The organism is Acidihalobacter yilgarnensis, from assembly GCF_001753245.1.
GTDB classification, from domain to species: Bacteria; Pseudomonadota; Gammaproteobacteria; order DSM-5130; family Acidihalobacteraceae; genus Acidihalobacter; species Acidihalobacter yilgarnensis.
On sequence record NZ_CP017415.1, the window covers coordinates 2,989,764 to 3,014,609 of the forward strand.

The window sequence follows — 24,846 nt, forward strand, 5'->3', positions numbered from 1 at the left end:
ACTACCCCTAGCACGGGGAACGCGCACCGCGTCCCCGCCGAATGAAGCCATGCTGCGAACCCAGCCCGATGACCCTGCCGATACCCATCCCCTACCTCGTTCTGTTAATCCTAACCGGCTTGGTGATCGGAAGCTTCGTGAACGTGGTCATTCACCGCCTTCCACGTATGATGGCGCTACAGTGGCGGCGCGAATGCGCCGAGCTGGGCGCCTCCGAAGCGCACACGCCCACAGAGGACGACGACGCGCATCCTCAAAAAAACGAAACTTACAACTTGGTTGTGCCTCGCTCATCTTGCCCGCATTGCGGGCACATGATTGCAGCGACCGAGAACATCCCGATCCTCAGTTATCTTTGGCAACGCGGGCGCTGCGCTGCCTGCCGTGCCCCGATTTCGCCACGCTACCCGATCATAGAGCTACTGGGCGCCCTGCTTGCCGCAATGGCAGGATTGCGTTTCGGCCTCAGCTGGGAAACGCTGGCGGCGGCCGTGCTCGGCTGGAGTCTGCTCGCCGCTGCTGCCATCGATCTCGAAACTCAGCTACTGCCCGACAGCATCACCCTACCGCTGCTATGGCTCGGCTTGCTGCTGAATATCGACGGGCTATTCGTACCGTTGCGCGACGCCGTCATCGGGGCGATGGCGGGTTATTTGAGCCTGTGGCTGATCTATCACCTGTTCCGCCTACTGACCGGTAAAGAGGGCATGGGCTACGGCGATTTCAAACTGCTCGCCTTGCTCGGCGCGTGGTTCGGCTGGCAGCTACTGCCACTGACCATACTGTTGTCCTCCTTGGTTGGCGCCCTCGCGGGGCTGTCCCTGATGGCCTTTCGGCGTCACCACCACGAGATTCCCATACCCTTCGGCCCCTATCTCGCGGCGGCTGGTTGGATCGCCCTGCTGTGGGGACACGCGCTGACCGGCGCGTATCTGCGCTTCGCGCATATTGGCGGATGAGCTACCGGATCGGCCTGACGGGAGGCATCGGCTGCGGCAAGTCCACCGTGGCCGCACGTTTCGCGGCGCACGGCATACCGATCATCGACAGCGACCGCATCGCCCGCGAGCTGGTCGAGCCGGGACAGCCGGCACTCGCAGCAATCACACAGGCCTTCGGCGCCGACCTGCTACACGCGGACGGGCGACTTGACCGACGCGCGTTACGTCTACGCATTTTCGGCGACGCCGGTGCCAGAAGCCGCCTGGAGGCCATACTTCACCCGCGCATCCGCGCGACGATGCAGGCGGCAAGCGCCCAGACTGAAGCCCCCTATATCATGCTGATGATCCCCTTGCTGATCGAAAGTGGTTGGCAGGACATGGTTGATCGAATCCTCGTCATCGACTGCGCACCGGAAACTCAGATTCGCCGAGTTATGGCGCGCGATAAAGCCTCGGAGCCAGAGGTCCGCGCGATACTCGCTGCGCAAGCATCGCGCGAGGGGCGGCTCTCGGCCGCGCACGATATCCTTCGCAACGAAGATGCCGACACCGACACCCTCGACGCGCGTATCGCCGAGCTCGACATGCGCTACCGCGAAGCGGCGCGCGCCGATCGGACCTGAAACCGCGTCGCCATCAGGCCCCGGGATTGTCCAGGCCGAGTATCCATGGCCTGGTGTTCCACAACGCGTTTTGCTTTTTTAAATCGATGTTCTTCGTATGCTCGGAGATTAAGTCCGCAACCGTCACAAGCCCGTCATTCCCATGGATGCCCTGACGGTCAGGCGCTGCGAAATCCTCCGGCGATAAGAATCGGCCGACATGGTGAAGCGAGCGGATCATCGCAAACACGAGGAACCTGTTCACAGACCGCGCGGACCTTAACCTGATACACTTTCTGGAAAGCATAAAAAAAGCCCCGTCACGCGCCCGTCAGCGGTGATCGGGTGGGCTGATTCATTGGGTTGCCGACACGATGCACGCTCTCAAACTTTCCCTACTCGGCCCGATCGAAATCGAATTTCAGAACAGACCGTTTTCGGGCGCGCCGCACGACAAGGGATTCATGCTACTGGCCTATCTGGCAGTGGAGGGCGCTCGTCCGCACAGCCGAGAGGCTCTGGCCGAAATGCTCTGGCCGGACCTGCCAGCCGAACGAGGACGTCACAACCTGCGCCAGACACTGTTCCGCCTACGCAACCTCTTGGGGAACAGCAAGGTAGGCAATTTCTTCGAAACCGATCGCCACCGCATCTGGTTCAATCGGCAAAGCGACTATCTGCTCGACCTCGATCAATTCACCCATGCACGTGACGTCGACACGGCGTCACTGCTCCGACGACTCAATCTCTATCGCGGCATGTTCATGGAAGATCTGCGCAGCGAGACGAGTGAGGAATTCGCACTCTGGATCGAAGGACGGCGGACGCAGACGCATCGCCTCATGCTGGCCCTGCTTGAGGAAGCCTGCACGCGCTTTGAGTCACAAAACGAAACGGTGGCCGCCCTGCGCTGGGCAGAACGTTACGTCGATCTCGCCCCTTGGAATGAGGACGGCCATCGACGCCTGATACAGCTGCTGGCCAAAAACGGCCAGCGGAGTGCCGCTATTGCCCACTACCATGCGATGGTCGAATCGCTCGATCACGAACTGGGTGTCACCCCCTCTGCCGAAAGCAGACGCCTGTTCGAGCGCCTTGAGCAAACCGCTACCGCGCCCCCAAACGAGCAGGCAGACAAGCATATCTGGCACGGCGGTAACAACCCCGGGCTCGGGCACGAATATCGGCAGATCACGGTACTACGCTGCGGCTTCGGCTATCAGGACATAGATGACCCAGAAGCCTTCGCCGACGCAGTTGCCGAACCCATCGCCCTCGCTGCCCGTACCATAGAGGAGCACAACGGTTGGATCGCGGTGGCACGCAGCACCGGCATTCTAGCCTACTTCGGCTGGCCAACTGCGGACGAACGGGCTACCACGCACGCCGTGCGCGCTGCTATCGCTGTCGCCAGTCGAATATCGGAAAAAACGGCTCGCAGCCTTTCCATTGGCATACACACCGGGCCGATCATTCTGACTAACGAGACGAATCGGCCGGACACTATCGGGCTGACCACCGACATCGTGCTCCGCCTGCAGATTTCAACACCGCCAGGCATCATCGCGATTAGCGAGGCTACGCGGCGCTGTATTCGCGGGCACTTCGAACTATCCGCCCTCCCTCCCCTGACGATGACCGAGCAAAGCCGCCCCTTAGGCGTCTGGCGTGTCCACCGAGACAACCAAGGCGTACTGATGGACGGTCAAGCCCAAAAACCGCCCCTGGTCGGGCGCGACGTCGAACTTGAGTCCCTGCTCGACGACTGGACCCAAGTCCAGAGCGGACGTTGCGTGGTCACCGTACTCGTCGGCGAAGCAGGTATCGGCAAAACTCGGCTACTACAGGCGCTACACGATAAAATCGATCGGCCGCTACTGCGCGAGACGCACTGTGATCCCCTGATGAAGCAGACGCCTTATCACCCGGTCATGCATTTTTTTAGGCGCCATCTCGACTTGCCGCGCAATTACCCAGATACCCTCGTGACCCATAAGCTGGAGGCACACTACACCAGCTTCCCCAGCCGAGACGGCGGCGGCATCATCAAGCCATTGCAATGGCTACTGGCACGTCCAAGCGATGAGGGTTTATCTGAACATTCCGCGAGCACACACAGTGGTGATGGCGAACGTCACCAGCTCGCCGAGGCCGTCGCCAGCCTGCTGGAAACCAGCGCACAGACAACACCGCTCCTGCTCGTGATCGAGGATTTGCACTGGGCAGACCCCTCCACCTTGGCATTGTTAGGTTATCTGACCACGAGGCTCGCACAGTCACGCATACACATGTGCCTGACCATGCGCAGCACCGCCTGCCTCCCGAACAATCTGCTCGAGCGCGCCCGTATCCTTCAGCTCAAGCCACTCGATCTGTCCGCTTCGTTGCAGCTGACCCAACGCATTGCCCCCCCTGACAAGACCAGTAGCGATTTCGCCCTGGTGATTGCCAAGCAGTCCGAAGGCAATCCCATGTTCATCGTAGAGCTGACGCACATGCTCCACGACGACGCGCTGGACGACACGCTGCCGGGCAAGCTGCAGGAACTCATCAGCACGCGTATCGAGCAAGCCTGCGAAGACAAACCTCTGTTACGCGCTGCGGCCGTCATCGGACGCGAATTCTGCACCGCGCACTTGGCGCGCCTGCTTGAACTGCCGGAGGCAACGGTGGATGAAGGGCTCCGACGCCTGAGTCAGCGCCACCTGATCGAGCGCTCATCCGATGACGGCCCGACCTACCGATTCGCACATGCGCTTGTTCATCAAATCACCTATCAATCTACCACCCGCAGCCAGCGTCGGGTGATGCACCGCCAATTCGCCACACTGCTGCAAAACGCCAACGACATCGATGCCGGTGCGATCGCTTGGCATCTCACGGAAACCGGCGCGTACGCCGAGGCCATCGGCTGGTGGCTCAAGAGCGGGCGCAACGCAGCGTCACTGGCCGCCTATACCGAGGCCGTCAGCCATTTCGAGCGCGGCCTGCAGCTCCTTGAACACATCCCTGATCGCGAGGCGTTCTGGGAAACCGAGCTCGATCTACTCATCCAGCTGGCATACCCGCTCGCCATCACCAAAGGATATTACGATTCCAAATCCGAACGCCTCTACCGCCGCGCACTGGAAATCAGCAAACGACACGCCGTCGAACCCCGCCACGGGCTGGCGCTGCTGCGCAGCTATTGGTTCGGCGCGAGCAGTCGCAATTCCTTCAGCGAAAGTCGCCTCATCGCGGGACGCATGATCGAGCTGGCCGAGTCGGTCCACGCAAATGTCTTCGCCGCGCTCGGGCACTATCTGTATGGCAACGCATCGTTATGGCTTGGCGACTTTCATCGAGCATGCGATCACCTGCAAGAAACCCTGTCTCGTTTAGACCATAAGGATCAGGAAACCGATCATTTCCTACGCAATGATCAGCACTTTGACATCACGGCTACCGGCTACCTCGGCTGGAATATGTGGTTTCTCGGCCGCATCGATCAGGCGCTACGACTTACCCAACGTGCCGTGCAAATGGCGGAAACTCGTCACCACCCGGCGACCCTCATGGCCGCCCTTGCTACCTATATCGGCACACGCATCTGGTGTCGACGGTCCGACGAGGTTGCCACTGCAGCCCAACGCCTTGGCGCGCTGTGCCAGGAACATGGTTTTCGCATGTGGGGCGATGTCGGCACGCTTGCCAGCGTATGGGCAACCGCCGCCAATCGAAAATCACGCGAGGGGCTGGATGATGCTGAAGCCGCAATGAATCGCGCGACGGCGCTCTGGCCTGGCGGCGCCACGGGTTTTCAGTTCATTCTCGTCGATGCTTGCATCATGGCCGGCGATAGCGTGCGCGGCTGGCGGATTCTCTCGCAGGCTTGGAAAACCATGCAAGCCACCGGTTCACGCGCCTTCTTCGCCGGCTGCAAGCTGGCCGAAGCGCGTTTGCTCGCGCTAGATGGACAAAACCACGAACATTGCTTAAGGGAATCCATTGAAGTAGCGCAACAGCAAGAGGCCCACAGCCTGGAAATTCTAGCCTGGGGCGATCTTCATGAAACCTACCATGCACGTGGCACAGTGTTGCCGGAAACACATCGGCAGCGCATGCGCGATACACTGAGCCGCTGCTCGGGCACAGAACTTGCGCCTGAACTCGCGTATATCAACCGCCAGCTGCATGGCATCGCCTGAACCGGAATTTATCCGCCCTCGAAAATGGCAATGCGCAGACAAATATGCAGAATAGGCAAATAGGCGGAACAACATTGACCCGGAAGGCCGCGTGAACGACTTTGTTACCTACGAACAGCCCCTCAACGAACGCATGCGTACCTTTTTGCGCCTCGAAGTACTTATGGAACGCCTACGTTCCGCCATGGAGGGAGAAGAAACCTGGCGCGCACACTGCGCACTCAATTCGCTGTTGGAAATCGTCAGCCTAGTCAATCGAGTCGATGTCAAAAACGACCTCATGCTAGAACTCGATCGGCAGGCCGCCAATATCGGCCGGCTCAGTGCTGACAACGGAGTAGATCAACAGCGTCTGCAGGAAATCGTCGAGCGCTTACGCCACCTCAGTCGTAAGCTCCACGAGATGTCCGGGCAACTTGCTCAGCATCTGGTACGCAACGAACTGCTTGCCAGCATCAAGCAGCGCATGAGCATCCCCGGCGGTACCTGCGACTTTGACCTTCCGGCATATCACTACTGGCTATCACGCAAACCGGAACTCCGGCGCGCTGTGCTTAAGACCTGGACGGAACCCTTTGATCAAGTCATGGAAGCTACGGGACTCGTCCTCGGGCTGGTCCGAGACAGTGCGGTTCCCACCAGTCAACACGCTACCCAGGGGTTTTTCCAGCAGACGCTGAATCTTGAAACGCCCACACAAATCCTGCGCGTTCGGGTCGACGCAGCATCGCCTGTCTACCCCGAAATCAGCGCTGGCAAACACCGCTTCAGCATCCGTTTCCTGCGCCAACCCGACATTGCCACACGCGCCACCCAAACCGACGAAGACATCAGTTTCGAACTGGCAACCTGCGCACTCTAGCGTGTCCCCTCAGGGTGTCGTAAACGGCACCCGCATTTCTACCTGTCGCTTTGGATACGCCAGAATCACAACCGCTATCCAGTCGGCCCGACCCGAGGCGCAGGCCGGAATCATTGCGCGGGCTACCCAAACTTTGGCCGCGCCGTACCCCTCGCTACGAAAAGCAAATCGGTTGTCGCCCATATTCATGCCCTTCATGATGAATTGCACCTCGGCATGTATAGGCGCCGGATCCGACTTCAGCGAAAGCACCAAGGGCGTGAGCGTTCGTGGGGACGAACCAAACTTGAGTGTCGCCCGATAACCCGCGCCCATGACCGTACATCCGGTTACCGCCGACGGGTTGCAACCCGTCGGCGGCGTCAGCACCAAGGTTGCAGCCTCCGCAGCCTGTACACATCCCGCCGCCAGCAACACATACAGCAGCAAACCCGTCACAAGCACGCTGTTTCTTCCGCCGTCCATTACGCCCTCCCAGAACCGCAATCCCATAACCCTCGAATTGCGGCAATTCCCTGTCCGCCCCATTTGCGTGCCTGATCCACGTCCGATGAATGCAGACCGCCCAAGGCATAGACTGGGAATGCCGCCTGGGCGCATAGCTCGGCAAACCCCACCCACCCGATCACGGGTGCAGTCGGGTGGCTCAGGGTTGCGCGCACAGGCGAACAGACCGCGAATTCAATCTGTAAGGCAGCGGCCTGCGCCAGCTCGGTAGCATCATGACAGGATGCACCCAACCAGAGATCGGTGGGTCGATCACCCAGGCGCAGACTCGCAAGTGCCGCCGAAGACAAATGCACGCCATCGGCACCGATATCCCGAGCCAAGGCAAACGTGCCATTAAGCATCAGGCGTGCACCATAACGTTGGCAGATCATCACGGCAGCTTCCGCCAAGCGCCGCAGCGGGTCATTGCTCAAGGTCTTCGCGCGTAACTGAACGAGGCGGATACCGCCCTTAACGGCTTGTTCAAGCCGGTCGAGAAAGACCGCGTGGTCTGCTTCTGGTTCGGGCGTAATGAGGTAGCGATCCGGCAGACGCAATGCCGTCACGATGCCCCGATTGGCGTCAGGCAGGCTGAGCGAGCCAAGCGCCTCGGGCGTGAACCACCTCAATGGCTGACCCTCGCGACCTGACGGTGTGCCCACAAACCTATCAACGTGATAGACATGCAGGCGCACCGAGCGCTCTGGATAACGAAATGGGATAGTGATCAATGGATGGTAACTGATCGGGTCTATACCCAGCTCTTCGCTCAGTTCGCGGCTTAAGGCCTGTTCCGGGGTCTCTCCCCGCTCCAGTTTGCCGCCAGGAAATTCCCAGCGCCCCCCTGATGTACATCTGGGCGGCGCTGTGAGAGCAGCACACACCCGTCCTCACGGCCAATCACGCCAACCGCTACCGCCAGCGACCGGTCATCGGGGCAAGCCTGCTCGTCAACTGCGGTAATCGGCGTTGATGCGCACATAGTCATAACTCAGGTCGGTCGTCCAGATCTGAGTGGAAGCCTCACCACGCGACAGCGCAATACGAATCAGGAGTGCCTCCTGTGCCAGTGCCGCCTGCCCCTGTGCTTCAGTGTATGCCGGGTCCCGACCACCTCCGGTCACGATGCGCACACCATTGATATCGAGATCGACATGGTGCGTATCCAGATCACGGATACCCGAGCGTCCGACCGCTGCAAGGATGCGCCCCCAGTTGGGGTCACTTGCGAACAGAGCGGTCTTGACCAGTGGCGAATTCGCCACCGTGAACGCGACCTGTCGAGCCTCCTCAACGCTGTATGCGCCACTAACTTCGATGGTAACGAACTTGGTCGCGCCCTCCCCATCGCGAATCACTGCCTGCGCCAGCTCACGACACAGATCGGCCAGTGCATCGGCAAATCGGCGATAAGCCGGCATGGCCGCATCGTCGATCTCGACACCGGATGCCCCTGTCGCCAACAGCGTACAGGCGTCGTTGGTGGAGGTGTCGCCATCGACGGTGATGCTATTGAAAGAACCGGCCATGGCAGCGTTCAGCGCCTGTCTCAACACGGGTCCCGGCACACTGGCATCCGTGCCGATAAATACCAGCAAGGTCGCCATGTCCGGGTGGATCATGCCGGAGCCCTTGACGATCCCGGTCAAGGTGACCGTACGACCATCGATCACGAATTGCCTGGATGCCCCTTTGGGCAGGGTATCCGTGGTCATGATGGTCTGCGCTGCCTCTAGCCAACCATCCTCATGAAGACCTTGCAGGGCAGATGCGATACCCGCAGGAAAGCGCGCTACCGGCAAAGGCTCACCGATCACCCCGGTCGAGAACGGCAGCACAGCCTCGACCTCACACCCGCCTCGTTCAGCGAGCAACCGGCAAGTTTCATGTGCTGCGGCAAGTCCGGGCTCACCGGTACCTGCGTTGGCATTACCCGCATTGACCAGCAGGAAGCGTGGTGCCATTTCTGCGAGGTGGTCACGCGCCAACTGCACCGGAGCGGCGCAAAAGGCGTTGCGCGTAAAGACCGCGGCACCCTGCGTACCCACATCTGCCGCAATCACCAGTAGGTCGTTACGTCCACGGTAACGAATGCCTGCGGCGGCTACGCCCAATTGTATCCCTTTGATGGGCAGTAATGGCCCAGGCATCTGCAAACCGACCGCCATGGATCTCGTCTCTTAGTTCAGCTGGCCGTGACAATGTTTGAATTTCTTGCCCGAGCCGCACCAGCAGGGATCGTTACGGCCAACCTTGGGATGATCCCGCCGATAGGGCTCGGCCCCACCCGCTTCGGGTAGTTGCGGCCCAGCCTCTTCATCGCCATTCGCCATGAGCGCACTTTGTGCCTCGGGGTGCGAAAACTGCATCGGTGTGGCGCTTCGTTGCATCGCCTCGGCTCGATCAAGCTCTTCCGGCGAAGCCATCTGGATACGCATCAATACCGACACGACCTCGTGCTTCATGGCCTCAAGCATGGATTCGAACATCGTGAAGGCCTCGCGCTTGTATTCCTGCTTGGGGTCCTTCTGTGCGTAGCCACGCAGGCCGATTCCCTGGCGCAGGTAGTCCATGGCCGCCAGATGTTCCTTCCATTGGCTATCCAGCACCTGCAACATGATGTCCTTCTCGATGCGGTACATCAGCTCCTCGCCGAAGTCCGCAGCCTTTTTGGCCATCAGTTCGTCAGCCGCCTCGCGGATGCGATGACGCAGGCCCTGCTCGTCCAGGTGGTCGTCCTCGTCCAGCCATTGCTGTAAAGGCAGCACCAACCCAAAATCTCGCGTCAGTGCATCGGTCAGCTCGGCGATATCCCACTGTTCATCAAGACTGTCGCGTGGAACGCATGCATCGATAGCGGAGGTGATTACGTCCTCGCGTATGGATTCGACGGTCTCGTGTACGTTCTCGGCCGTCAACAGCTCCCAGCGTTGTTCGTAGATGACCTTGCGTTGGTCGTTGGCGACGTCGTCGTATTCAAGCAAATTCTTGCGGATGTCGAAATTGTGGCCTTCAACTTTGCGCTGAGCATTTTCGATCGCGCGCGTAACCCAGGCATTCTCGATCGCCTCGCCCTGCTGCATACCCAATCGCTGCATCAGACCCTTCACACGATCCGAGGCGAAGATGCGCATCAGGTTGTCTTCGAGCGACAGATAGAAGCGTGTCGAACCCGGATCGCCCTGACGGCCGGCGCGACCACGTAGCTGATTATCGATGCGGCGTGACTCGTGACGCTCAGTACCCACGATGTGCAAACCGCCGGCGGTAACCACCGCGTCGTGACGCGCTTGCCAAGCTTCGCGCAACTGGGCACGCGTAGCCTCGTCCAGGTCATCGCCATGCTTGGCGTATTCCGCCTCCAGACTACCGCCCAACACGATGTCCGTACCGCGGCCAGCCATATTGGTCGCGATGGTCACCGCACCAGGCAAGCCGGCTTCGGCGACGATCTGGGCCTCACGTTGATGCTGCTTGGCATTGAGCACTTCGTGACGAATATCGAGCTTCTTGAGCTTGGCGGCAAGGTACTCGGAGGTTTCGATCGAAGCCGTACCGACCAGCACGGGACGCTGAGACTCCACACATTCCCGGATATCCTCGATGATCGCCTCAAATTTTTCCTCGGCGGTGAGATAGATCAGGTCGTGAAAATCCTTACGCGCCAGCGGCCGGTTGGTTGGGATAACCACCACCTCAAGCCCATAGATCTGCTGAAATTCGTACGCCTCGGTATCCGCCGTACCCGTCATGCCGGACAGTCGTTCGTAAAGCCTGAAGTAATTCTGGAAGGTGATTGAAGCGAGCGTCTGGTTCTCGTTCTGTATGGGCACCCCTTCCTTCGCCTCGACCGCCTGATGCAGCCCCTCCGACCAACGCCGCCCCGGCATCGTACGCCCGGTGAATTCATCGACGATGATGACCTCGCCGTCCTTGACGATATAGTCCACATTGCGCTGATAAAGCGCATTCGCACGCAGGGCCGCGTTGAGGTGGTGCATCAGACCGATGTTGGCCACGTCGTATAGACTGGTGCCCTGCTCTAGCAGTTCTGCCTCATCCAGCAGCGCCTCGACATGCAGATGGCCCGCCTCAGACAGCAATACCTGCTTGAGCTTTTCATCAACCAGATAATCACCCTCAGCCTCCTCGTCCGCCTGTGGACTGAGCTTGGGTATCAACGCGTTGATCTTAAGGTAAAGCTCTGAATTCTCGTTGGTCGGACCGGAAATGATGAGGGGTGTGCGCGCCTCATCGATCAGGATCGAGTCCACTTCATCGACCACCGCGTAGTAGAGCGGCCGCTGGACACGCTCCTCGACACTGAAGGCCATATTGTCACGCAGGTAGTCGAAACCGAATTCGTTATTCGTCCCGTAGGTCACGTCTGCGCTGTAGGCCTCTCGACGTTGTTCTGCGTCCAGCCCGCCCACGATTACTCCAGTGCTCAGCCCTAGAAAGCCATACAAACGACTCATCCAGGCAGCGTCACGGCTGGCGAGATAATCATTCACGGTAATGACATGCACACCGCGGCCGGTCAGGCCATTAAGGTAGGTGGGCAAAGTCGCGACGAGTGTCTTACCTTCGCCGGTCTTCATTTCGGCGATTTTGCCCTCGTGCAACACCATGCCACCGATCAGCTGCACGTCATAGTGACGCATCCCCAATACGCGGCGGCTCGCCTCACGCACGGTGGCGAATGCCTCCGGCATCAGATCGTCTAACGCCTCGCCTTGCGCGAGCCGCTGCTTGAATTCATCGGTCTTGCCTTTGAGCGAAGCATCGTCCAACGATTCGAACGAAGGCTCTAGTGCATTGATTCGGGCAACTAGGCGCCCATACCGCTTGACCTGACGTTCGTTGCGACTACCGAATACCTTTGTTAAGACCTTGCCGAGCATGCGCAGCCATCCGCCTTATGTGTTTTAGGGAGGGGCAATGAATGCGGAATGGTAGCAGAAACCAGCAGGCTGGGTCGCGGGCGCGGGGCGCCATCAACCTCGCCGCTTGCGAATAAAACGCAGCGGATTGATCGGATGCCCCTGATAGCGCACTTCAAGATGTACGTGCGGCCCGGTGGAGCGCCCGGTGGAACCCAGCTGTGCGATGACCTGACCCTGCCGGATTACTTGGCCTATTTTTACGTCCACCCGCTCATTGTGGCCATATATGGTCGAATAGCCGTCGCCACTCGCGATTTCGACCATATTGCCATAGCCACCATCGGGACCCGCGTGGATCACAATGCCGCTGGCCACCGCCTGCACCGCCTCGCCTTCACGTCCGGCAAAGTCGATGCCCGGGTGAAATTCCGGCCGACCGGTAAAGGGGTCGGTTCTCATGCCGTAATAAGAAGAAATCCAGCCCTTTTCGATGGGCCAGCCCTTGGGGGTGGTCTCCGCGCGCAAATGCCGCCGCGCAAGCACCTGCCCGAGCACCTCAAGTTGCGCCTGCCGTTCATTGAGTTGTTGCGACAGAGCATCGAGTTGCTGCTGTATATCCGGTGCACTGAAGTGCCCCTCTTCTCCCTTCGGGTCGGGGCCGCCCTGCCCGGGCGGATGACCGAAATCGAATTCACGAGGATCGAGATTGGCCATTTTCACGAGTTTGCCGCCTAGCGCGTCCAGGCGCATCACATCGGCCTGCAATTCACCAAGACGTCGCGTGAGGGCATCAATCCGCGCATCAGCAGTTTGACGCGTCACCCTCACCTCGCGCTGCGACTGCGTAATGGTCTGCTGCCAATGATTGACGAGGTTGCGGACACCGTATTCCTGCCCAACCAGATACCCCCCGTACAACAGGCTCGCAACCAGCAACAATACCCCTGTTGCCAACAGCGTCCAATGGTGCCACCGACCCAGCGCGAGGTGGCGACTGCCGCCACCCTTACCCCCAAAACGATGATATCCATGGCCATGAGCTAATATCCCATAAACTGCGTTATCGACTCGCTGCCCGCGATAGCCGCCAGTCGTGTCGGCGCACACGCCTTCATTCTGAATATTGATTACACTAACGAATTGACAGCGCGTGCCAATACCCGCTTCTGACGAGCGGCCGCTTAAGCCCGATGAGACCGATCCGACACCTATTATGCAACACGCCAGCCAATTCCTACCTGCAGCCCTGCTAGAACGCGCCAAGCGTATGGCTCGAATTTCGTCGATGCTAAAGTCGGCTCTGACACCGGAATTATCAGCGCATGTTTGGTTTGCCGGGATCGAAGGAGACACAGCCCAATTGCTCACAGACAGTGGCAGCTGGGTCGCACCGCTGCGTTTCCAGCAACAATTGTTGCTGGAACGGCTCAACGGGGTTATGAATGGTCCTACCTGTACCCGAATCAGCATCCGGGTCGTACCAGAGGGGCTACCGGCCAATAGCTAAAGAACCCCGGCAACCCAAAGTAGCCACCCTCTAACCCAGCGCAACCACCGGCTGGGAATACGAGATCGGTGCAAGTCGCTCGTCGTCGAAGGTCACCTCCTCCCAAGCCCCTTCCTGCGCTATCAACGCTCGCAGCAATCGATTATTCAGAGCATGACCGGATTTGTAGCCGGTAAAGGCCCCAATCAGGCTGTGGCCGAGCAAATAGAGATCGCCAATGGCATCCAACACCTTGTGCTTGACGAACTCATCCTCGTAGCGCAGACCATCCTCGTTCAGCACCCGGTAGTCATCCAACACCACCGCATTTTCCAAGCTGCCGCCCAACGCCAAATTACGCGCGCGCAAAGTCTCAATGTCGCGCATAAAACCGAAAGTGCGGGCACGACTGACCTCCTTCACGAAGGAAGTGCTGGAGAAATCCAGTTCGGTGAACTGCACTCCGTTCTTGAACATCGGGTGATCGAAGTCGATGCCGAAACCAACCTTGAAACCGTCAAACGGTTCGAATCTGGCCCATTTATCGCCATCCTCGACCGTGACGCGCTGCTTAATCCTGATATAGCGTTTAGGCGCATGCTGCTCAACGATACCTGCCGACTGAATCAGGAACACGAAGGGGCCGGCGCTGCCGTCCATGATCGGTACCTCTGGTGCGCTCACATCAACGGTCAGGTTGTCGATCCCGAGGCCTGCCACGGCCGAAAGCAGATGCTCGACCGTTGAGATGGAAGTACCACCTTGCACCAATGTGGTCGACAGCCGCGTGTCTCCGACATTCTGCGGCGTCGCTTTGATCGAAACGACAGGGTCCAAATCTACCCGGCGGAAGACCACGCCGGCATCGACCGGCGCAGGATGCAGGGTGAGCAAGACCTTCTCTCCCGTATGAAGACCCACCCCTGTCGCGCGAATCGCGTTCTTAAGCGTGCGCTGCCTGATCAATGCCTGTATCCCCTATGATTTCGTCCATGACGACGCGGAGCATCCGTCGAAACCGATCCGCATACATCAGCAAGAGCAATATCCGCGCCAGCCAGCAGGCCAAAAACGCCCGCTCAGAGGCCTTATAAACGACCCATGTTAGCGCAGACTGCAAGTTCACGCACTATTTTTGCGCGTAATCCGCCCAAACTCTCGACTGGCTCAATCCGCCTGTTTACGCAGAAACGCGGGGATGTCCAAGTAGTCCGTACCCGTCATCTGACGTGCAGGCGGCTCATCATGGCGGTGTGGCTTACGGATGACCGTCGGACGGTCGTACTCCTTGTAATTACCTCGACCAAGACGCTCATGCTCGGCTTTGGGAAATGGTGACGGAGGAACCTCGGTTTCAGTCACGCGGCTACCCAGGCCAGTCGCCACCAAGGTAACGCGCACCTCGTCTTGCATATCCGGGTCGATCACGGTGCCGATCACCACCGTCGCGTCGTTCTGGGCCAAAGCCTCGATTTCCGAACCCACAGACTCGAACTCATCCATGGCGAAATCCAGACCAGCGGTAATATTCACCAGAATGCCCTTGGCACCAGCGATATTCACGTCCTCCAGCAACGGACTTGAGATCGCCGCCTGCGCCGCACTACGCGCACGACCTTCGCCAGAACCGGTGCCGGTGCCCATCATCGCCATACCCATTTCAGACATCACGGTACGCACGTCGGCAAAGTCAACGTTGATCAAACCTGGCCGCGTGATCAATTCTGCGATGCCCTGAACCGCACCATAAAGTACGTTATTGGCTGCCTTGAACGCATCCAGCAAAGTCACACCCTTACCGAGTACGGACAACAACTTTTCATTCGGGATAGTGATTAACGAGTCGACGTGCTTGCCGAGCTCTTCGATGCCCGCTGTGGCCGACGCCATTCGTCTACGTCCCTCGAATGGAAAGGGCTTAGTGATCACTGCGACGGTCAGAATGCCCATTTCGCGAGCGATCTGCGCCACCACCGGGGCCGCACCGGTCCCTGTGCCACCACCCATACCAGCCGTGATGAACAGCATATCGGCGCCTTCGATGACCTCGCGAATCCGATCACGATCCTCCATCGCAGCCTGGCGACCAAGCTCTGGATTGGCGCCGGCTCCCAAACCCTTGGTGATATTGGTGCCCAGTTGCAGCACCGTCTTCGCGCTGTGATTCTTAAGTGCCTGGGCATCCGTGTTGGCGCAAATGAAATCTACACCCTCGATGCTGGCATTGACCATGTGCTGCACAGCATTGCCGCCGCCGCCGCCCACGCCGATGACCTTGATAACCGCATCCTGTGCAAATGAATCTACGAGTTCGAACATAGCAACCTCCCAAATCCGTTATGGATTCAATAATTCAAAAATTCAAAAATTCCCCTGGAACCAACTTTTCATACGGTGCCAAACGCCGTCCGATGAGGTCGGCATACGATGTCGCTCCAAACGTCCTGCGCCCCGTCCGCGGCTGCCGTAAAGCACAAGGCCGACACCCGTCGCGTGAATCGGATTGCGCACCACATCCGCAAGCCCGAACACGTGCTGCGGGACACCCAGTCGTACAGGCATGTGGAAAACCTCCTCGGCAAGATCAAGCGCGCCTTCCATTTTTGAAGAACCGCCGGTGAGCACGATGCCCGCGGCGATCAAATCTTCGTATCCGCTGCGCCTGAGCTCCGCTTGCACCAAGCTGAGTAATTCCTCGTAGCGCGGCTCGACCACCTCGGCCAAGGTCTGACGTGATAGCCGCCGGGATGGACGATCACCGACACTGGGTACCTCGATGGTCTCCTCCGGATTCGCCAACTGGCGAAGTGCACAGGCGTATTTGATCTTGATTTCCTCGGCATACTGCGTCGGTGTACGCAACGCGACCGCGATGTCGTTGGTCACCTGATCCCCCGCAATGGGAATGACCGACGTGTGCCGGATTGCACCGTCTGTAAACACGGCCAGATCGGTCGTGCCGCCGCCGATGTCGACTAGGCAAACGCCCAATTCTTTCTCATCTTCGGTCAGCACCGCGTAACTCGATGCGAGCTGTTCCAGGATGATGTCCTCAACCTCGAGCCCACAGCGACGGACACACTTAATGATGTTTTGTGCCGCACTGACCGCGCCGGTAACCAGATGCACCTTGGCCTCCAGGCGCACACCGGACATGCCCACCGGCTCGTGGATACCTTCCTGGTCGTCGATAATGAATTCCTGCGGCAGGATATGAAGTACCTGCTGGTCGGCCGGGATCGCCACGGCTCTTGCCGCATCGATGACCCGATCAACATCGCTCTGGGTGACTTCCTTATCCTTGATCGCAACAATGCCGTGGGAATTGAGGCTGCGGATATGACTACCCGCGATCCCGGCATAGACGGAGTGAATCTGCACCCCCGCCATCAGCTCGGCCTCTTCCACCGCCCGCTGCATTGATTGCACCGTGGATTCGATATTGACCACGACGCCCTTTTTAAGACCACGCGAGGGATGCGAGCCTATCCCGACGATGTCAATCGTGCCCTCGGCATTGATCTCGCCAACAATGGCGACAACCTTCGAGGTACCAATATCCAGGCCTACGATCATGCCCCGGTCCGCTCGCTTGGACATGCTTTGCTACTCCTTGGCGGGGGCCGTAGCCCCATCGGTGTTTGAATGTTTCCAGGCCACGGCAAAGCCGTTGGGATAACGCAAATCAATCCTGTTGATGTCATCGGCCTTCGGTGCCAATACACGGGCGTAGGCTGCGGCCAGCCGCGCCATACGTCGCACATTCCAATCCCGCCCGATGACGAGTTCGATGCCATTGGCAAACCACAAGCGGTATGCGCGGCGCGCATCCTCGCGCAACGCGACCACGTGTAGACCTTCGGTAGCAAAGAGTGCCTGAGTGGCCTGGTAACGCTGCATCAGCTCATGCTCCTTGCCATCTGGGCCACTCAGGGCCGGCAGCCCCTTGGGAAAGGTCGACACGGGCGGCGTGAAAATATCGCCCTGCGTGTTCAACAAGGCCTTGCGACCCCAATACGCGAACGGCCGCTGCGGCTGTAAGCGAATGAGCAATGTGCCCGGCCACCGTCGCTGCACGTTCGCGCGATAGACCCATGGGATGGCAGTCAGTGCGTGAGCCACCGCATTGAGGTCGATGCCAAAAAATCCACCGCTGAGATTCGATGCCACGACCTGTTGCACTTGTTGCGATGAGATGTGTTCGCCCGCGCCCTTCACCTTCACGATACGAATCGGCAAGGTATCCGGCGAGAGCAGCCAGCCACGCAGCCTGTCCGCACCCACGATCAGCGCCGCGCACACAAGTATCGTCGCGGAGAGCCTCACCCAACGCCCGATACCCAACCCTTGACCGGGTGTCCGCGCGGCGGCGACTCTCGGTCGTCGTCGCGAGGTCATTGCAGGCATTTTTTTGCGTCCTTTGTTCATGTCTCATACCGGCTCGTCCATCGGCAGCGTGTCCTCTAGGATGCGTAACACCAACTGCGACATGTCCATACCCATCGCCCGAGCAGCCATCGGTACCAGACTGTGATCGGTCATCCCTGGCACGGTGTTGACCTCAGCCAGGTGTGCCTTGCCAGCTGCGTCCAGTAGAAAATCCACTCGCCCCCAACCCTGGCCACCCACGCTCGCGAAGGCATCTATGGCCATTGCGCGCATGGCCTGCTCGACCTCTTCCGACAGGCCGCAAGGGCAGAGATAGCGAGTATCGTGACGAGTGTATTTGGCCGCGTAGTCGTAGAATTCGGTGGCCGGCACGATACGAATCGCTGGTAGCGCCTGATCGCCGAGCACCGCGACGGTGTAATCGCCACCCGCCATCGCCGGTTCGGCCAATACCACACCATGACAACCTGCCGCCGCGGCATAAGCTGCCGGCAGATCCTCGGCGCGATCGACCTTGCTGACCCCGACACTCGAACCTTCTTGCGATGGCTTGACGAACAGCGGCAATCCCAGGCGCTGTGAAATCGCCGTGAAATCGCTGGCCACGCTGAGTAGCTCGCCCGGCACCGCCGGCAAACCCAGCGACTGCCACAGTAATTTACAGCGCCACTTGTCCATGCCCAGCGCCGAACCCAACACACCGCTGCCGGTGTATGGCAAATCGAGCAGATCCAGTACCGCCTGGAGCGTGCCATCCTCTCCGCCGGTGCCATGCATGACGATGAAGCAGCGGTCGAAGCTGCCCGCGGCCAATTGCTCGAATACGGTCTCGCGGCGCAGGTCGACCGGGACCGCGTCGACCCCGGCCGCGCGCAATGCAGCGGTGACCGCCGCGCCACTGTTGAGCGATACCTCGCGTTCCGCCGACCAGCCACCCATCAGGACCGCGACGCGGCCGAATCGCCTGGGATTCACACTCATACCCGGATCTCCCGTTCACCCACTATGCGCACCTCAGGTATCAAGCGAACGCCCGCATGCGCTTCAACGCGAGCCTGCACCGCCAGGATCAAATCTTCGATATCGCTTGCCGTGGCGGCGCCCGTGTTCAAAATAAAATTGGCGTGCCGTTCGGCCACCATGGCACCGCCTTGCTGCAAACGCTTGAGCCCGGCTGCTTCGATAAGCCGACCGGCAAAATCACCGGGTGGGTTACGGAATACGGAGCCGCAGGAGGCGACCCCAGTCGGCTGCGTATCGCTCCGGCGCGCCAGAAAACTTCGAATTTCCGCCTGCAGTGTCAAGGGTTCGCCGCCCGCCACGAGTGCAAGCTCCGCACACACAAACCAGCTTTCACCTGCTGTCCGCGCGCGGACGTGCCGGTAGGAAATTTCGTAATCGGTTGGCGTATGCACGGTAAGCGCACCCTCGCGATCAATGGTCGTCACGCGCGTCACCAGCGGCCAGGTCTCACCGCCAAAAGCTCCGGCATTCATCGCCAGCGCCCCCCGAACGTGCCTGGTATGCCGGCGAAGAAATTCGCGCCCTTCAGCCCTTCCCGGGCGGCTAGGCGCGCGATCTTGGCGCAAGGCACGCCGGCGCCGACAACCAACCCTGTGTCGCCGTCACGGCGCAATTCGGTTAGGCGCGCGTGGGTTGCGATCACCGTGCCGCGAACCCCCCCGTCCCGTATCAACAGATTGCTACCCAATCCCAGCCAAAGCAGCGGTTCGTCATCCGGCAGTTCACGCAGAAAATTGCGCAGATCAGCAAGATCGGCGGGACGGTACAGGCGATCGGCGTGGCCACCTGTTCGCCAGCTGGTCAAGGCAGCAAGTGGTGCATCGAGCACCAGCTCACCGCGCAGGTTGTGGCCGTGGACCGCAGACGTCATCATGCGCCCTCCCCATCCGCGAATCCCGGCGCGAGTAATCGCACGGGTAGCCGCGCCGCAACGGCACCAATGGAACCGGCACCCAGGGTCAATACCACATCGCCGCCACGCACAAGATCAACCAACGTCTCCGGCAAGCGCTCTACCTCCTCCACGAAGACCGGCTCGACCCGCCCGCGTGCGCGAATCGCGCGCGCCAAACTGCGTCCATCGGCATTGGCGATCGGCTCTTCACCGGCGGCATACACCTCCATCAGGACCAGCGCATCGACCTCGGAAAGTACGGAGACGAAGTCCTCGAAAAGATCGCGGGTACGGCTGTAGCGATGTGGCTGGAAGGCAACCACCAGGCGACGCGTCGGCCAAGCCTTGCGGGCGGCATCGACAGTCGCTGCGATCTCGGTCGGGTGATGCCCATAGTCGTCCACCAGCAATACCGAGCCGTGTACGGTTTCAATCTCGCCCCCCATCTGGAAGCGTCGGCCGATACCCTGGAAACCGGACAGTGCCCGCTGGATCGCCTCATCGCTCACACCCAGATCGTGGGCGACCGCAATGGCGGCCAGTGCATTGAGGACATTGTGACGCCCCGGCAGACTCAACCTCACCGGCAAAGGCGCAGCCCGACCTGGCAGACTGACCTCGAAGCGACTGCTTGGCCCGTCATAGTGGATATCACGCGCCATCACATCGGCTGTGCAGGCGATACCATAGGTGCGCAGCGGCCGGCTCAGCTGCGGCAGGATCGCCTGTACGCCGGAATCATCTACGCAGACCACGGCCAGACCGTAGAACGGCAGATGATGAATGAACTCGACAAAGACGCGCTCAAGCTCGGCGTAATCACCCCCGTAGGTACCCAGATGATCCGCATCGATGTTCGTGACCACGGAAATCATCGGCAGCAAATGTAGAAACGAGGCGTCGCTCTCATCCGCCTCGGCCACGAGATAGTGGCTGTCGCCCAGACGCGAATGTGTCGCGGTGCTGTTGAGCCGCCCACCGATGATGAAGGTCGGATCAAGCCCACCCTCGGCCAGTAGGCTGGCGACCAGGCTCGTCGTCGTGGTCTTGCCATGCGTTCCCGCCACCGCGATGCCGTAACGGAAGCGCATCAACTCGGCAAGCATCTCGGCGCGGCGCACCACGGGAATGCGTGCAGCGCGAGCCGCGGCGAGTTCGACGTTGTCGCCCTTCACTGCCGTCGACACGACCACCACATCCACGCCGGAGACGTGTTCCGCGTTGTGGCCGCGATCAACGCGCACGCCCAAGTCGGCAAGGTGACGCGTCATCGCGTTGTCGGTCTGATCGGAGCCACTGACCTCGTAACCCAGATTGGCCAACACCTCGGCGATGCCACCCATGCCTGCACCGCCGACACCCACGAAGTGGATTCTGCGAATGCGCCGCATCGCCATGTGTTCTCGGACCTGACTCATGCCCGATCCTCCCCAGTCGGTCCGTTCACCGCGCCCATTGCAGCGAGACAGGTTTCAGCAACATCTTCGGCGGCGCGCGGACGCGCCAGCGCGCGCGCCGCCACTGCCATGGTGCGCAGGCGAGTGCGATCGGCGATCCCCGCGAACGCACCGAGCAGCTTCGCATCGTCCAATTCGGATTCCGGGATCAGCACAGCGGCGCCCGTATCGGCCAGATAGGCGCCGTTCGCGCGCTGATGGTCATCGACCGCATACGGGAACGGGACCAGAATCGAAGCCACACCTGCCGCCGCGAGCTCGGCAACGGTAAGGGCGCCGGCGCGACAAAGTACAAGGTCAGCCCAGGCGTAGGCCTCGGCCATATCGGCGACGAACGGGACGATCTCTGCATCGACACCTGCCTGCGCGTAGGCCTGGCGCGCATCGTCATAATGCCGTTCCCCAGCCTGGTGACGAATTTGTGGCCGCCGTGCCGGATCGAGCTGCGCCAGTGCGCCGGGCACGCGCCGATTGAGCGCGCGCGCCCCCTGACTGCCACCGAGCACTAGCAACTTCAGGGGACCCGTTCGCGCGTCGTAGCGCACTTCCGGCGTCGGCAGTGCGGCGATCTCGGCACGTACTGGATTGCCGACATAGGCCGTCTTGCCGGCGGCACCCGGCAGCGCCACTGGGAAACCGGTGAAGGCCGTGCGGCTGAAACGCGCCAGCCAGCGGTTGGTCATGCCCGGCACGGCATTTTGTTCGTGTACGAACAGGGGTATTTGCATCAAGACCGCCATCACCCCGCCGGGGCCCGACACAAAGCCGCCGAAACCGATCACGGCTCGCGGCCGCAGGCGCCTAAGTACGCCACCCGCCTGCCATAACGCGCGCACCAGTCGCATTGGTGCCAGTAGCCAAGTACGCCAGCCCTTGCCACGCAATCCACCCACGCCGATCCAGACCATTTCGATACCGGCGGCCGGCACCAACTTGGCCTCCAGACCACGCCGGGTGCCCAGCCACATCACAGATTGTCCCCGTTGTGCGAGTGCCTGTGCGACGGCCAGCCCGGGGAATACGTGTCCCCCGGTACCACCCGCCATGATCAGGATCGGGCGCGAAGCGCTCATGTCGCCCGCCTCCGTCGCTGCCGTGAACGCGGACGAGCCGGCGCTGTATCGCCCTCGACCGTCTCGCGGTGGATGCGTTGCAGAAAGCCCAAAGCCATGCAATTGACCAACATGCTGCTCCCGCCGTAACTCATCAACGGCAAGGTCAGTCCCTTGGTCGGCAATATGCCCATGTTCACGGCCATATTGATGAATGCCTGCATGCCGATCCAGATGGTCAGGCCGTAAGCCAGATTGGCCGCAAAGGGGTTGCCAGCTGAGGCGGCACGCGCACCGATGCGAAATCCCCTGAACACGAGGAAAGAAAACATCCCCACCACCAGTGCAATACCGGCGAGACCCAGTTCCTCCGCGAGTACTGCGAACAGGAAATCGTTGTGCGCCTCCGGCAGGTAGAACAGTTTTTGCACGCTCTCGCCGAGGCCGACGCCCCACCAGGAACCACCACCGATCGCGATCAGCGACTGCGTTAGCTGATAGCCAGAGCTGTAGGGGTGCGCCCACGGATTGAGGAACCCGGTCAGGCGCTCCACACGATAAGGCGAGCTGACCGCGAGCACAGCCACCGCGATCAATGTCAGCACCAGAAACAGCGCGAATTGACTCAATCGCGCGCCCCCCAGGAACAACATACCGAGCCCCATTGCGAGCAGCGTCACTGCACTACCGTAGTCCGGCTCGATCAGCAGCAAGGCCGCCGCGATGACCATCACCAACATCGGCTTGGCAAAACCGCGCAAGGTGTTGCAGACCTCACCCTGCCGGCGCACGAGGAAACCCGCCAGATAAATGGCCATGAACAGCTTGGTAGGCTCCGATACCTGCACATTGAATGGGCCGAAGCCGATCCAGCGAATACTGCCGTTGACCTGATGCCCGATCCCAGGCACCAGTACCACCAGCAATAAAAAGTAGGTAAACATGAGCAGCGCCATGCCCGAGCGCTCCCAGATCGCCAGTCGAGTACTGAACGCAACCAATGCACCGCCGATGCCCAAGACCGCATACAGCGCCTGGCGATCAAAGAAGTAGAAGGCATTGCCCGTATCCCTAGCCGCGACGCTGACCGATGACGAGGCAACCATCACTAGGCCCAAACCCAGAATGGCGAATGTCACGATCAACAGCGGCAAATCAACCGCACCACCGAACAGCGCATTGAAGCGTCCTGTAATGCTGCGCGCGCGTTCGAGATTGGGCGTTGCACTAGTCATGGGATAGCGCCTCGAATGCACGCACGAAGCTATCGCCCCGAGCCGCATAATTCGCGTACATATCCAGGCTCGCGCAGGCAGGCGACAGCAGCACGCGGTCGCCGGCCTGCGCGAAGTCCGCCGCCGCCCGGACTGCTGCCTCCATATCCGCTGCTTCGACCAGAGGGACGGCGTCCGACAAGGCTTCACGCAGCCGTGCCGCATCGATTCCGATCAACACCACGCCGCGAGCCCGTTCGCTCAGCGCCGCGCGCAGTGATGTGAAATCCTGCCCCTTGGCTTGTCCGCCCGCGATCAGTACCAGCGGCCCGTCGAGGCCCTCAATGGCCGCCAGCGTGGCGCCCACGTTCGTACCCTTGGAATCGTTGTACCAGTCGGCACCGCCATATTGCCCAACCCATTGGCATCGGTGCGGCAATCCAGGGAAATCTCGCAACGCCGCCAGCATTGCTGTCAACGGCAAACCCGCCTCGTCGCCCAGCGCCAAGGCGGCCAGTGCGTTGGCCAGATTGTGCCGCCCCGCCATGCGCAGCGTATTCGCCGCAAGCAGCGGGCGCTGTCCGCGCATCAGCCAATGAATCCCATCCACGCAGCTCAGGCCATAGTCACCGGGTAGCAGCGGCTCTCCCAAACCAAATCCCGTGGTAGCGCATTCACCCACCAGCGAAGCCGCCAGCGGGTCGTCGCGGTTGACCACGCAGTGTCCGGCACCCGCGTACACCCGAGCTTTGGCTTGCGCATAGGCGGCAATCGACTCATAACGATCCAGATGATCCGGGCTCACGTTGAGCACGACCGCCGCGCGCGGGCGCAGACTATGGGTGGTTTCAAGCTGGAAGCTCGACAGCTCCAGCACGTAAAGATCGGGTTCCGGTTCGGCTAACAGATCCAGCGCTGGCGTACCAAGATTGCCGCCCATGACGACGTTCAAACCGGCCCTGCGGGCCATTTCGCCAACCAGGGTAGTCACCGTACTCTTACCGTTGGAGCCGGTAATCGCGATCACCGGTGCATGGGCGCAACGAGCGAACAACTCGATATCGCCCAACACCTCCGCACCGGCAGCCTGCGCCTCCAGGATGGCGGGGCTGGAAACGGCCACGCCAGGACTGACGATCAGGCGACGTGCGCGGTGGAATAGCGAGCGATCGAAGGCACCCAGGTGAATTTCCAATGGCACGCACTCGGCCTTGAGACGCTCCAGCCCAGGCGGATCGGCTCGACTGTCGGCCACCGCGAACGACTCCCCGCGCGCAGCGAGATGGCGCGCAACCGACAAGCCAGTCGCACCCAGACCGACCACCAGGTTGTCGAGCGGTACCGCCATGTCATCGCACCT

At 60.4% G+C, this 24,846-nt stretch carries 20 protein-coding genes and 1 pseudogene; 5 read left to right on the plus strand and 16 right to left on the minus strand.

All coding sequences use genetic code 11. The features are described from left to right. Nucleotides 1-68: 68 nt before the first annotated feature. Together BI364_RS14450 and coaE are read left to right on the plus strand one after the other, a co-directional pair. Nucleotides 69-959 carry a prepilin peptidase gene (locus BI364_RS14450; RefSeq protein ID WP_070079347.1) on the plus strand — a complete coding sequence of 297 codons (891 nt, stop codon included), beginning with the start codon at nt 69-71 and terminating at the stop codon, nt 957-959. Further along, nucleotides 956-1,567, plus strand: a complete 612-nt coding sequence (gene coaE, locus BI364_RS14455) for a dephospho-CoA kinase (protein WP_070079348.1) — start codon at nt 956-958, stop codon at nt 1,565-1,567. The genes BI364_RS14450 and coaE overlap by 4 nt, the downstream gene beginning before the upstream one ends. A gap of 13 nt (nt 1,568-1,580) precedes the next feature. On the opposite strand, the gene BI364_RS14460 is transcribed toward coaE, so the two are convergent. After that, nucleotides 1,581-1,796, minus strand: coding sequence for a hypothetical protein (locus BI364_RS14460; protein WP_156782781.1), 216 nt, complete (start codon nt 1,794-1,796; stop codon nt 1,581-1,583). A 124-nt stretch (nt 1,797-1,920) separates the two neighbouring features. Between BI364_RS14460 and BI364_RS14465 the strand changes: the two genes are divergently transcribed. Continuing rightward, a complete protein-coding gene (locus BI364_RS14465; protein ID WP_070079350.1) occupies nt 1,921-5,733 on the plus strand; it encodes an AAA family ATPase in 3,813 nt (1,270 codons plus the stop codon). 91 nt (nt 5,734-5,824) lie between these two features. Next, nucleotides 5,825-6,595, plus strand: coding sequence for a cell division protein ZapD (zapD, locus tag BI364_RS14470; protein WP_070079351.1), 771 nt, complete (start codon nt 5,825-5,827; stop codon nt 6,593-6,595). Nucleotides 6,596-6,604: 9 nt separating this feature from the next. On the opposite strand, the gene BI364_RS14475 is transcribed toward zapD, so the two are convergent. From BI364_RS14475 to BI364_RS14495, 5 genes are all read right to left on the minus strand, one after another. Continuing rightward, the gene (locus BI364_RS14475; RefSeq protein WP_070079352.1) at nt 6,605-7,060 is read right to left on the minus strand and encodes a hypothetical protein; all 456 of its coding nucleotides are present in this window, start codon (nt 7,058-7,060) and stop codon (nt 6,605-6,607) included. Next, nucleotides 7,060-7,968, minus strand: coding sequence for a Nudix family hydrolase (locus BI364_RS14480; protein ID WP_322111765.1), 909 nt, complete (start codon nt 7,966-7,968; stop codon nt 7,060-7,062). The genes BI364_RS14475 and BI364_RS14480 overlap by 1 nt, the downstream gene beginning before the upstream one ends. Nucleotides 7,969-8,034: 66 nt before the next feature. Continuing rightward, complete coding sequence (gene argJ / locus BI364_RS14485; RefSeq protein WP_070079353.1) at nt 8,035-9,252, minus strand: bifunctional glutamate N-acetyltransferase/amino-acid acetyltransferase ArgJ; 1,218 nt, start codon at nt 9,250-9,252, stop codon at nt 8,035-8,037. 12 nt (nt 9,253-9,264) lie between these two features. Continuing rightward, a complete protein-coding gene (gene secA, locus BI364_RS14490; RefSeq protein ID WP_070079354.1) occupies nt 9,265-11,988 on the minus strand; it encodes a preprotein translocase subunit SecA in 2,724 nt (907 codons plus the stop codon). A 93-nt stretch (nt 11,989-12,081) separates the two neighbouring features. After that, nucleotides 12,082-12,924: a M23 family metallopeptidase gene (locus BI364_RS14495; protein WP_233279528.1), complete on the minus strand. Its 843-nt coding sequence runs from the start codon at nt 12,922-12,924 to the stop codon at nt 12,082-12,084. 259 nt (nt 12,925-13,183) lie between these two features. Here BI364_RS14495 and BI364_RS19260 point away from each other — a divergent pair, with 259 nt between their 5' ends. Then, on the plus strand, nt 13,184-13,477 hold the full coding sequence (locus BI364_RS19260; RefSeq protein WP_083251433.1) for a DciA family protein: 294 nt from the start codon (nt 13,184-13,186) through the stop codon (nt 13,475-13,477). A gap of 30 nt (nt 13,478-13,507) precedes the next feature. On the opposite strand, the gene lpxC is transcribed toward BI364_RS19260, so the two are convergent. The 10 genes and pseudogenes from lpxC to murD form a co-directional block, all read right to left on the minus strand. Further along, complete coding sequence (lpxC, locus tag BI364_RS14500; RefSeq protein ID WP_083251434.1) at nt 13,508-14,422, minus strand: UDP-3-O-acyl-N-acetylglucosamine deacetylase; 915 nt, start codon at nt 14,420-14,422, stop codon at nt 13,508-13,510. 201 nt (nt 14,423-14,623) lie between these two features. Continuing rightward, entirely contained in the window at nt 14,624-15,775 is a 1,152-nt protein-coding gene (ftsZ, locus tag BI364_RS14510; protein WP_070079357.1) for a cell division protein FtsZ, read from the minus strand. Nucleotides 15,776-15,817: 42 nt separating this feature from the next. Beyond that, nucleotides 15,818-17,056, minus strand: a complete 1,239-nt coding sequence (gene ftsA / locus BI364_RS14515; protein ID WP_070079358.1) for a cell division protein FtsA — start codon at nt 17,054-17,056, stop codon at nt 15,818-15,820. A 6-nt stretch (nt 17,057-17,062) separates the two neighbouring features. Further along, nucleotides 17,063-17,863 (minus strand): cell division protein FtsQ/DivIB, encoded by an 801-nt coding sequence (locus tag BI364_RS14520; protein ID WP_197495735.1) that lies wholly within the window; start codon nt 17,861-17,863, stop codon nt 17,063-17,065. 24 nt (nt 17,864-17,887) lie between these two features. Next, nucleotides 17,888-18,826 carry a D-alanine--D-alanine ligase gene (locus tag BI364_RS14525; protein WP_070079359.1) on the minus strand — a complete coding sequence of 313 codons (939 nt, stop codon included), beginning with the start codon at nt 18,824-18,826 and terminating at the stop codon, nt 17,888-17,890. Continuing rightward, a pseudogene (murB, locus tag BI364_RS14530) lies at nt 18,823-19,739 on the minus strand (UDP-N-acetylmuramate dehydrogenase). The gene BI364_RS14525 and the pseudogene murB overlap by 4 nt, the downstream one beginning before the upstream one ends. Continuing rightward, the gene (murC, locus tag BI364_RS14535) at nt 19,739-21,181 is read right to left on the minus strand and encodes a UDP-N-acetylmuramate--L-alanine ligase (RefSeq protein WP_070079360.1); all 1,443 of its coding nucleotides are present in this window, start codon (nt 21,179-21,181) and stop codon (nt 19,739-19,741) included. Before murC ends, murB begins: the two are co-directional and overlap by 1 nt. Then, nucleotides 21,178-22,293, minus strand: a complete 1,116-nt coding sequence (gene murG / locus BI364_RS14540) for an undecaprenyldiphospho-muramoylpentapeptide beta-N-acetylglucosaminyltransferase (RefSeq protein WP_070079361.1) — start codon at nt 22,291-22,293, stop codon at nt 21,178-21,180. The genes murC and murG overlap by 4 nt, the downstream gene beginning before the upstream one ends. Then, on the minus strand, nt 22,290-23,507 hold the full coding sequence (gene ftsW, locus BI364_RS14545; RefSeq protein ID WP_083251436.1) for a putative lipid II flippase FtsW: 1,218 nt from the start codon (nt 23,505-23,507) through the stop codon (nt 22,290-22,292). Before ftsW ends, murG begins: the two co-directional genes overlap by 4 nt. Further along, entirely contained in the window at nt 23,500-24,834 is a 1,335-nt protein-coding gene (murD, locus tag BI364_RS14550; RefSeq protein WP_070080105.1) for a UDP-N-acetylmuramoyl-L-alanine--D-glutamate ligase, read from the minus strand. The genes ftsW and murD overlap by 8 nt, the downstream gene beginning before the upstream one ends. Between the last annotated feature and the right edge of the window lie 12 nt (nt 24,835-24,846).

What these genes read in the sequence shown, in the direction of transcription:
- murC (WP_070079360.1), bottom strand. Translation starts at nt 21,181, where the DNA reads ATGAGTCAGGTCCGAGAACACATGGCGATGCGGCGCATTCGCAGAATC.
- murD (WP_070080105.1), bottom strand. Translation starts at nt 24,834, where the DNA reads ATGGCGGTACCGCTCGACAACCTGGTGGTCGGTCTGGGTGCGACTGGC.
- BI364_RS14475 (WP_070079352.1), bottom strand. Translation starts at nt 7,060, where the DNA reads ATGGACGGCGGAAGAAACAGCGTGCTTGTGACGGGTTTGCTGCTGTAT.
- BI364_RS19260 (WP_083251433.1), top strand. Translation starts at nt 13,184, where the DNA reads ATGCAACACGCCAGCCAATTCCTACCTGCAGCCCTGCTAGAACGCGCC.
- coaE (WP_070079348.1), top strand. Translation starts at nt 956, where the DNA reads ATGAGCTACCGGATCGGCCTGACGGGAGGCATCGGCTGCGGCAAGTCC.
- ftsZ (WP_070079357.1), bottom strand. Translation starts at nt 15,775, where the DNA reads ATGTTCGAACTCGTAGATTCATTTGCACAGGATGCGGTTATCAAGGTC.
- BI364_RS14450 (WP_070079347.1), top strand. Translation starts at nt 69, where the DNA reads ATGACCCTGCCGATACCCATCCCCTACCTCGTTCTGTTAATCCTAACC.
- secA (WP_070079354.1), bottom strand. Translation starts at nt 11,988, where the DNA reads ATGCTCGGCAAGGTCTTAACAAAGGTATTCGGTAGTCGCAACGAACGT.
- ftsW (WP_083251436.1), bottom strand. Translation starts at nt 23,507, where the DNA reads ATGACTAGTGCAACGCCCAATCTCGAACGCGCGCGCAGCATTACAGGA.
- BI364_RS14465 (WP_070079350.1), top strand. Translation starts at nt 1,921, where the DNA reads ATGCACGCTCTCAAACTTTCCCTACTCGGCCCGATCGAAATCGAATTT.
- BI364_RS14525 (WP_070079359.1), bottom strand. Translation starts at nt 18,826, where the DNA reads ATGAGTGTGAATCCCAGGCGATTCGGCCGCGTCGCGGTCCTGATGGGT.
- ftsA (WP_070079358.1), bottom strand. Translation starts at nt 17,056, where the DNA reads ATGTCCAAGCGAGCGGACCGGGGCATGATCGTAGGCCTGGATATTGGT.
- argJ (WP_070079353.1), bottom strand. Translation starts at nt 9,252, where the DNA reads ATGGCGGTCGGTTTGCAGATGCCTGGGCCATTACTGCCCATCAAAGGG.
- murG (WP_070079361.1), bottom strand. Translation starts at nt 22,293, where the DNA reads ATGAGCGCTTCGCGCCCGATCCTGATCATGGCGGGTGGTACCGGGGGA.
- BI364_RS14520 (WP_197495735.1), bottom strand. Translation starts at nt 17,863, where the DNA reads ATGCCTGCAATGACCTCGCGACGACGACCGAGAGTCGCCGCCGCGCGG.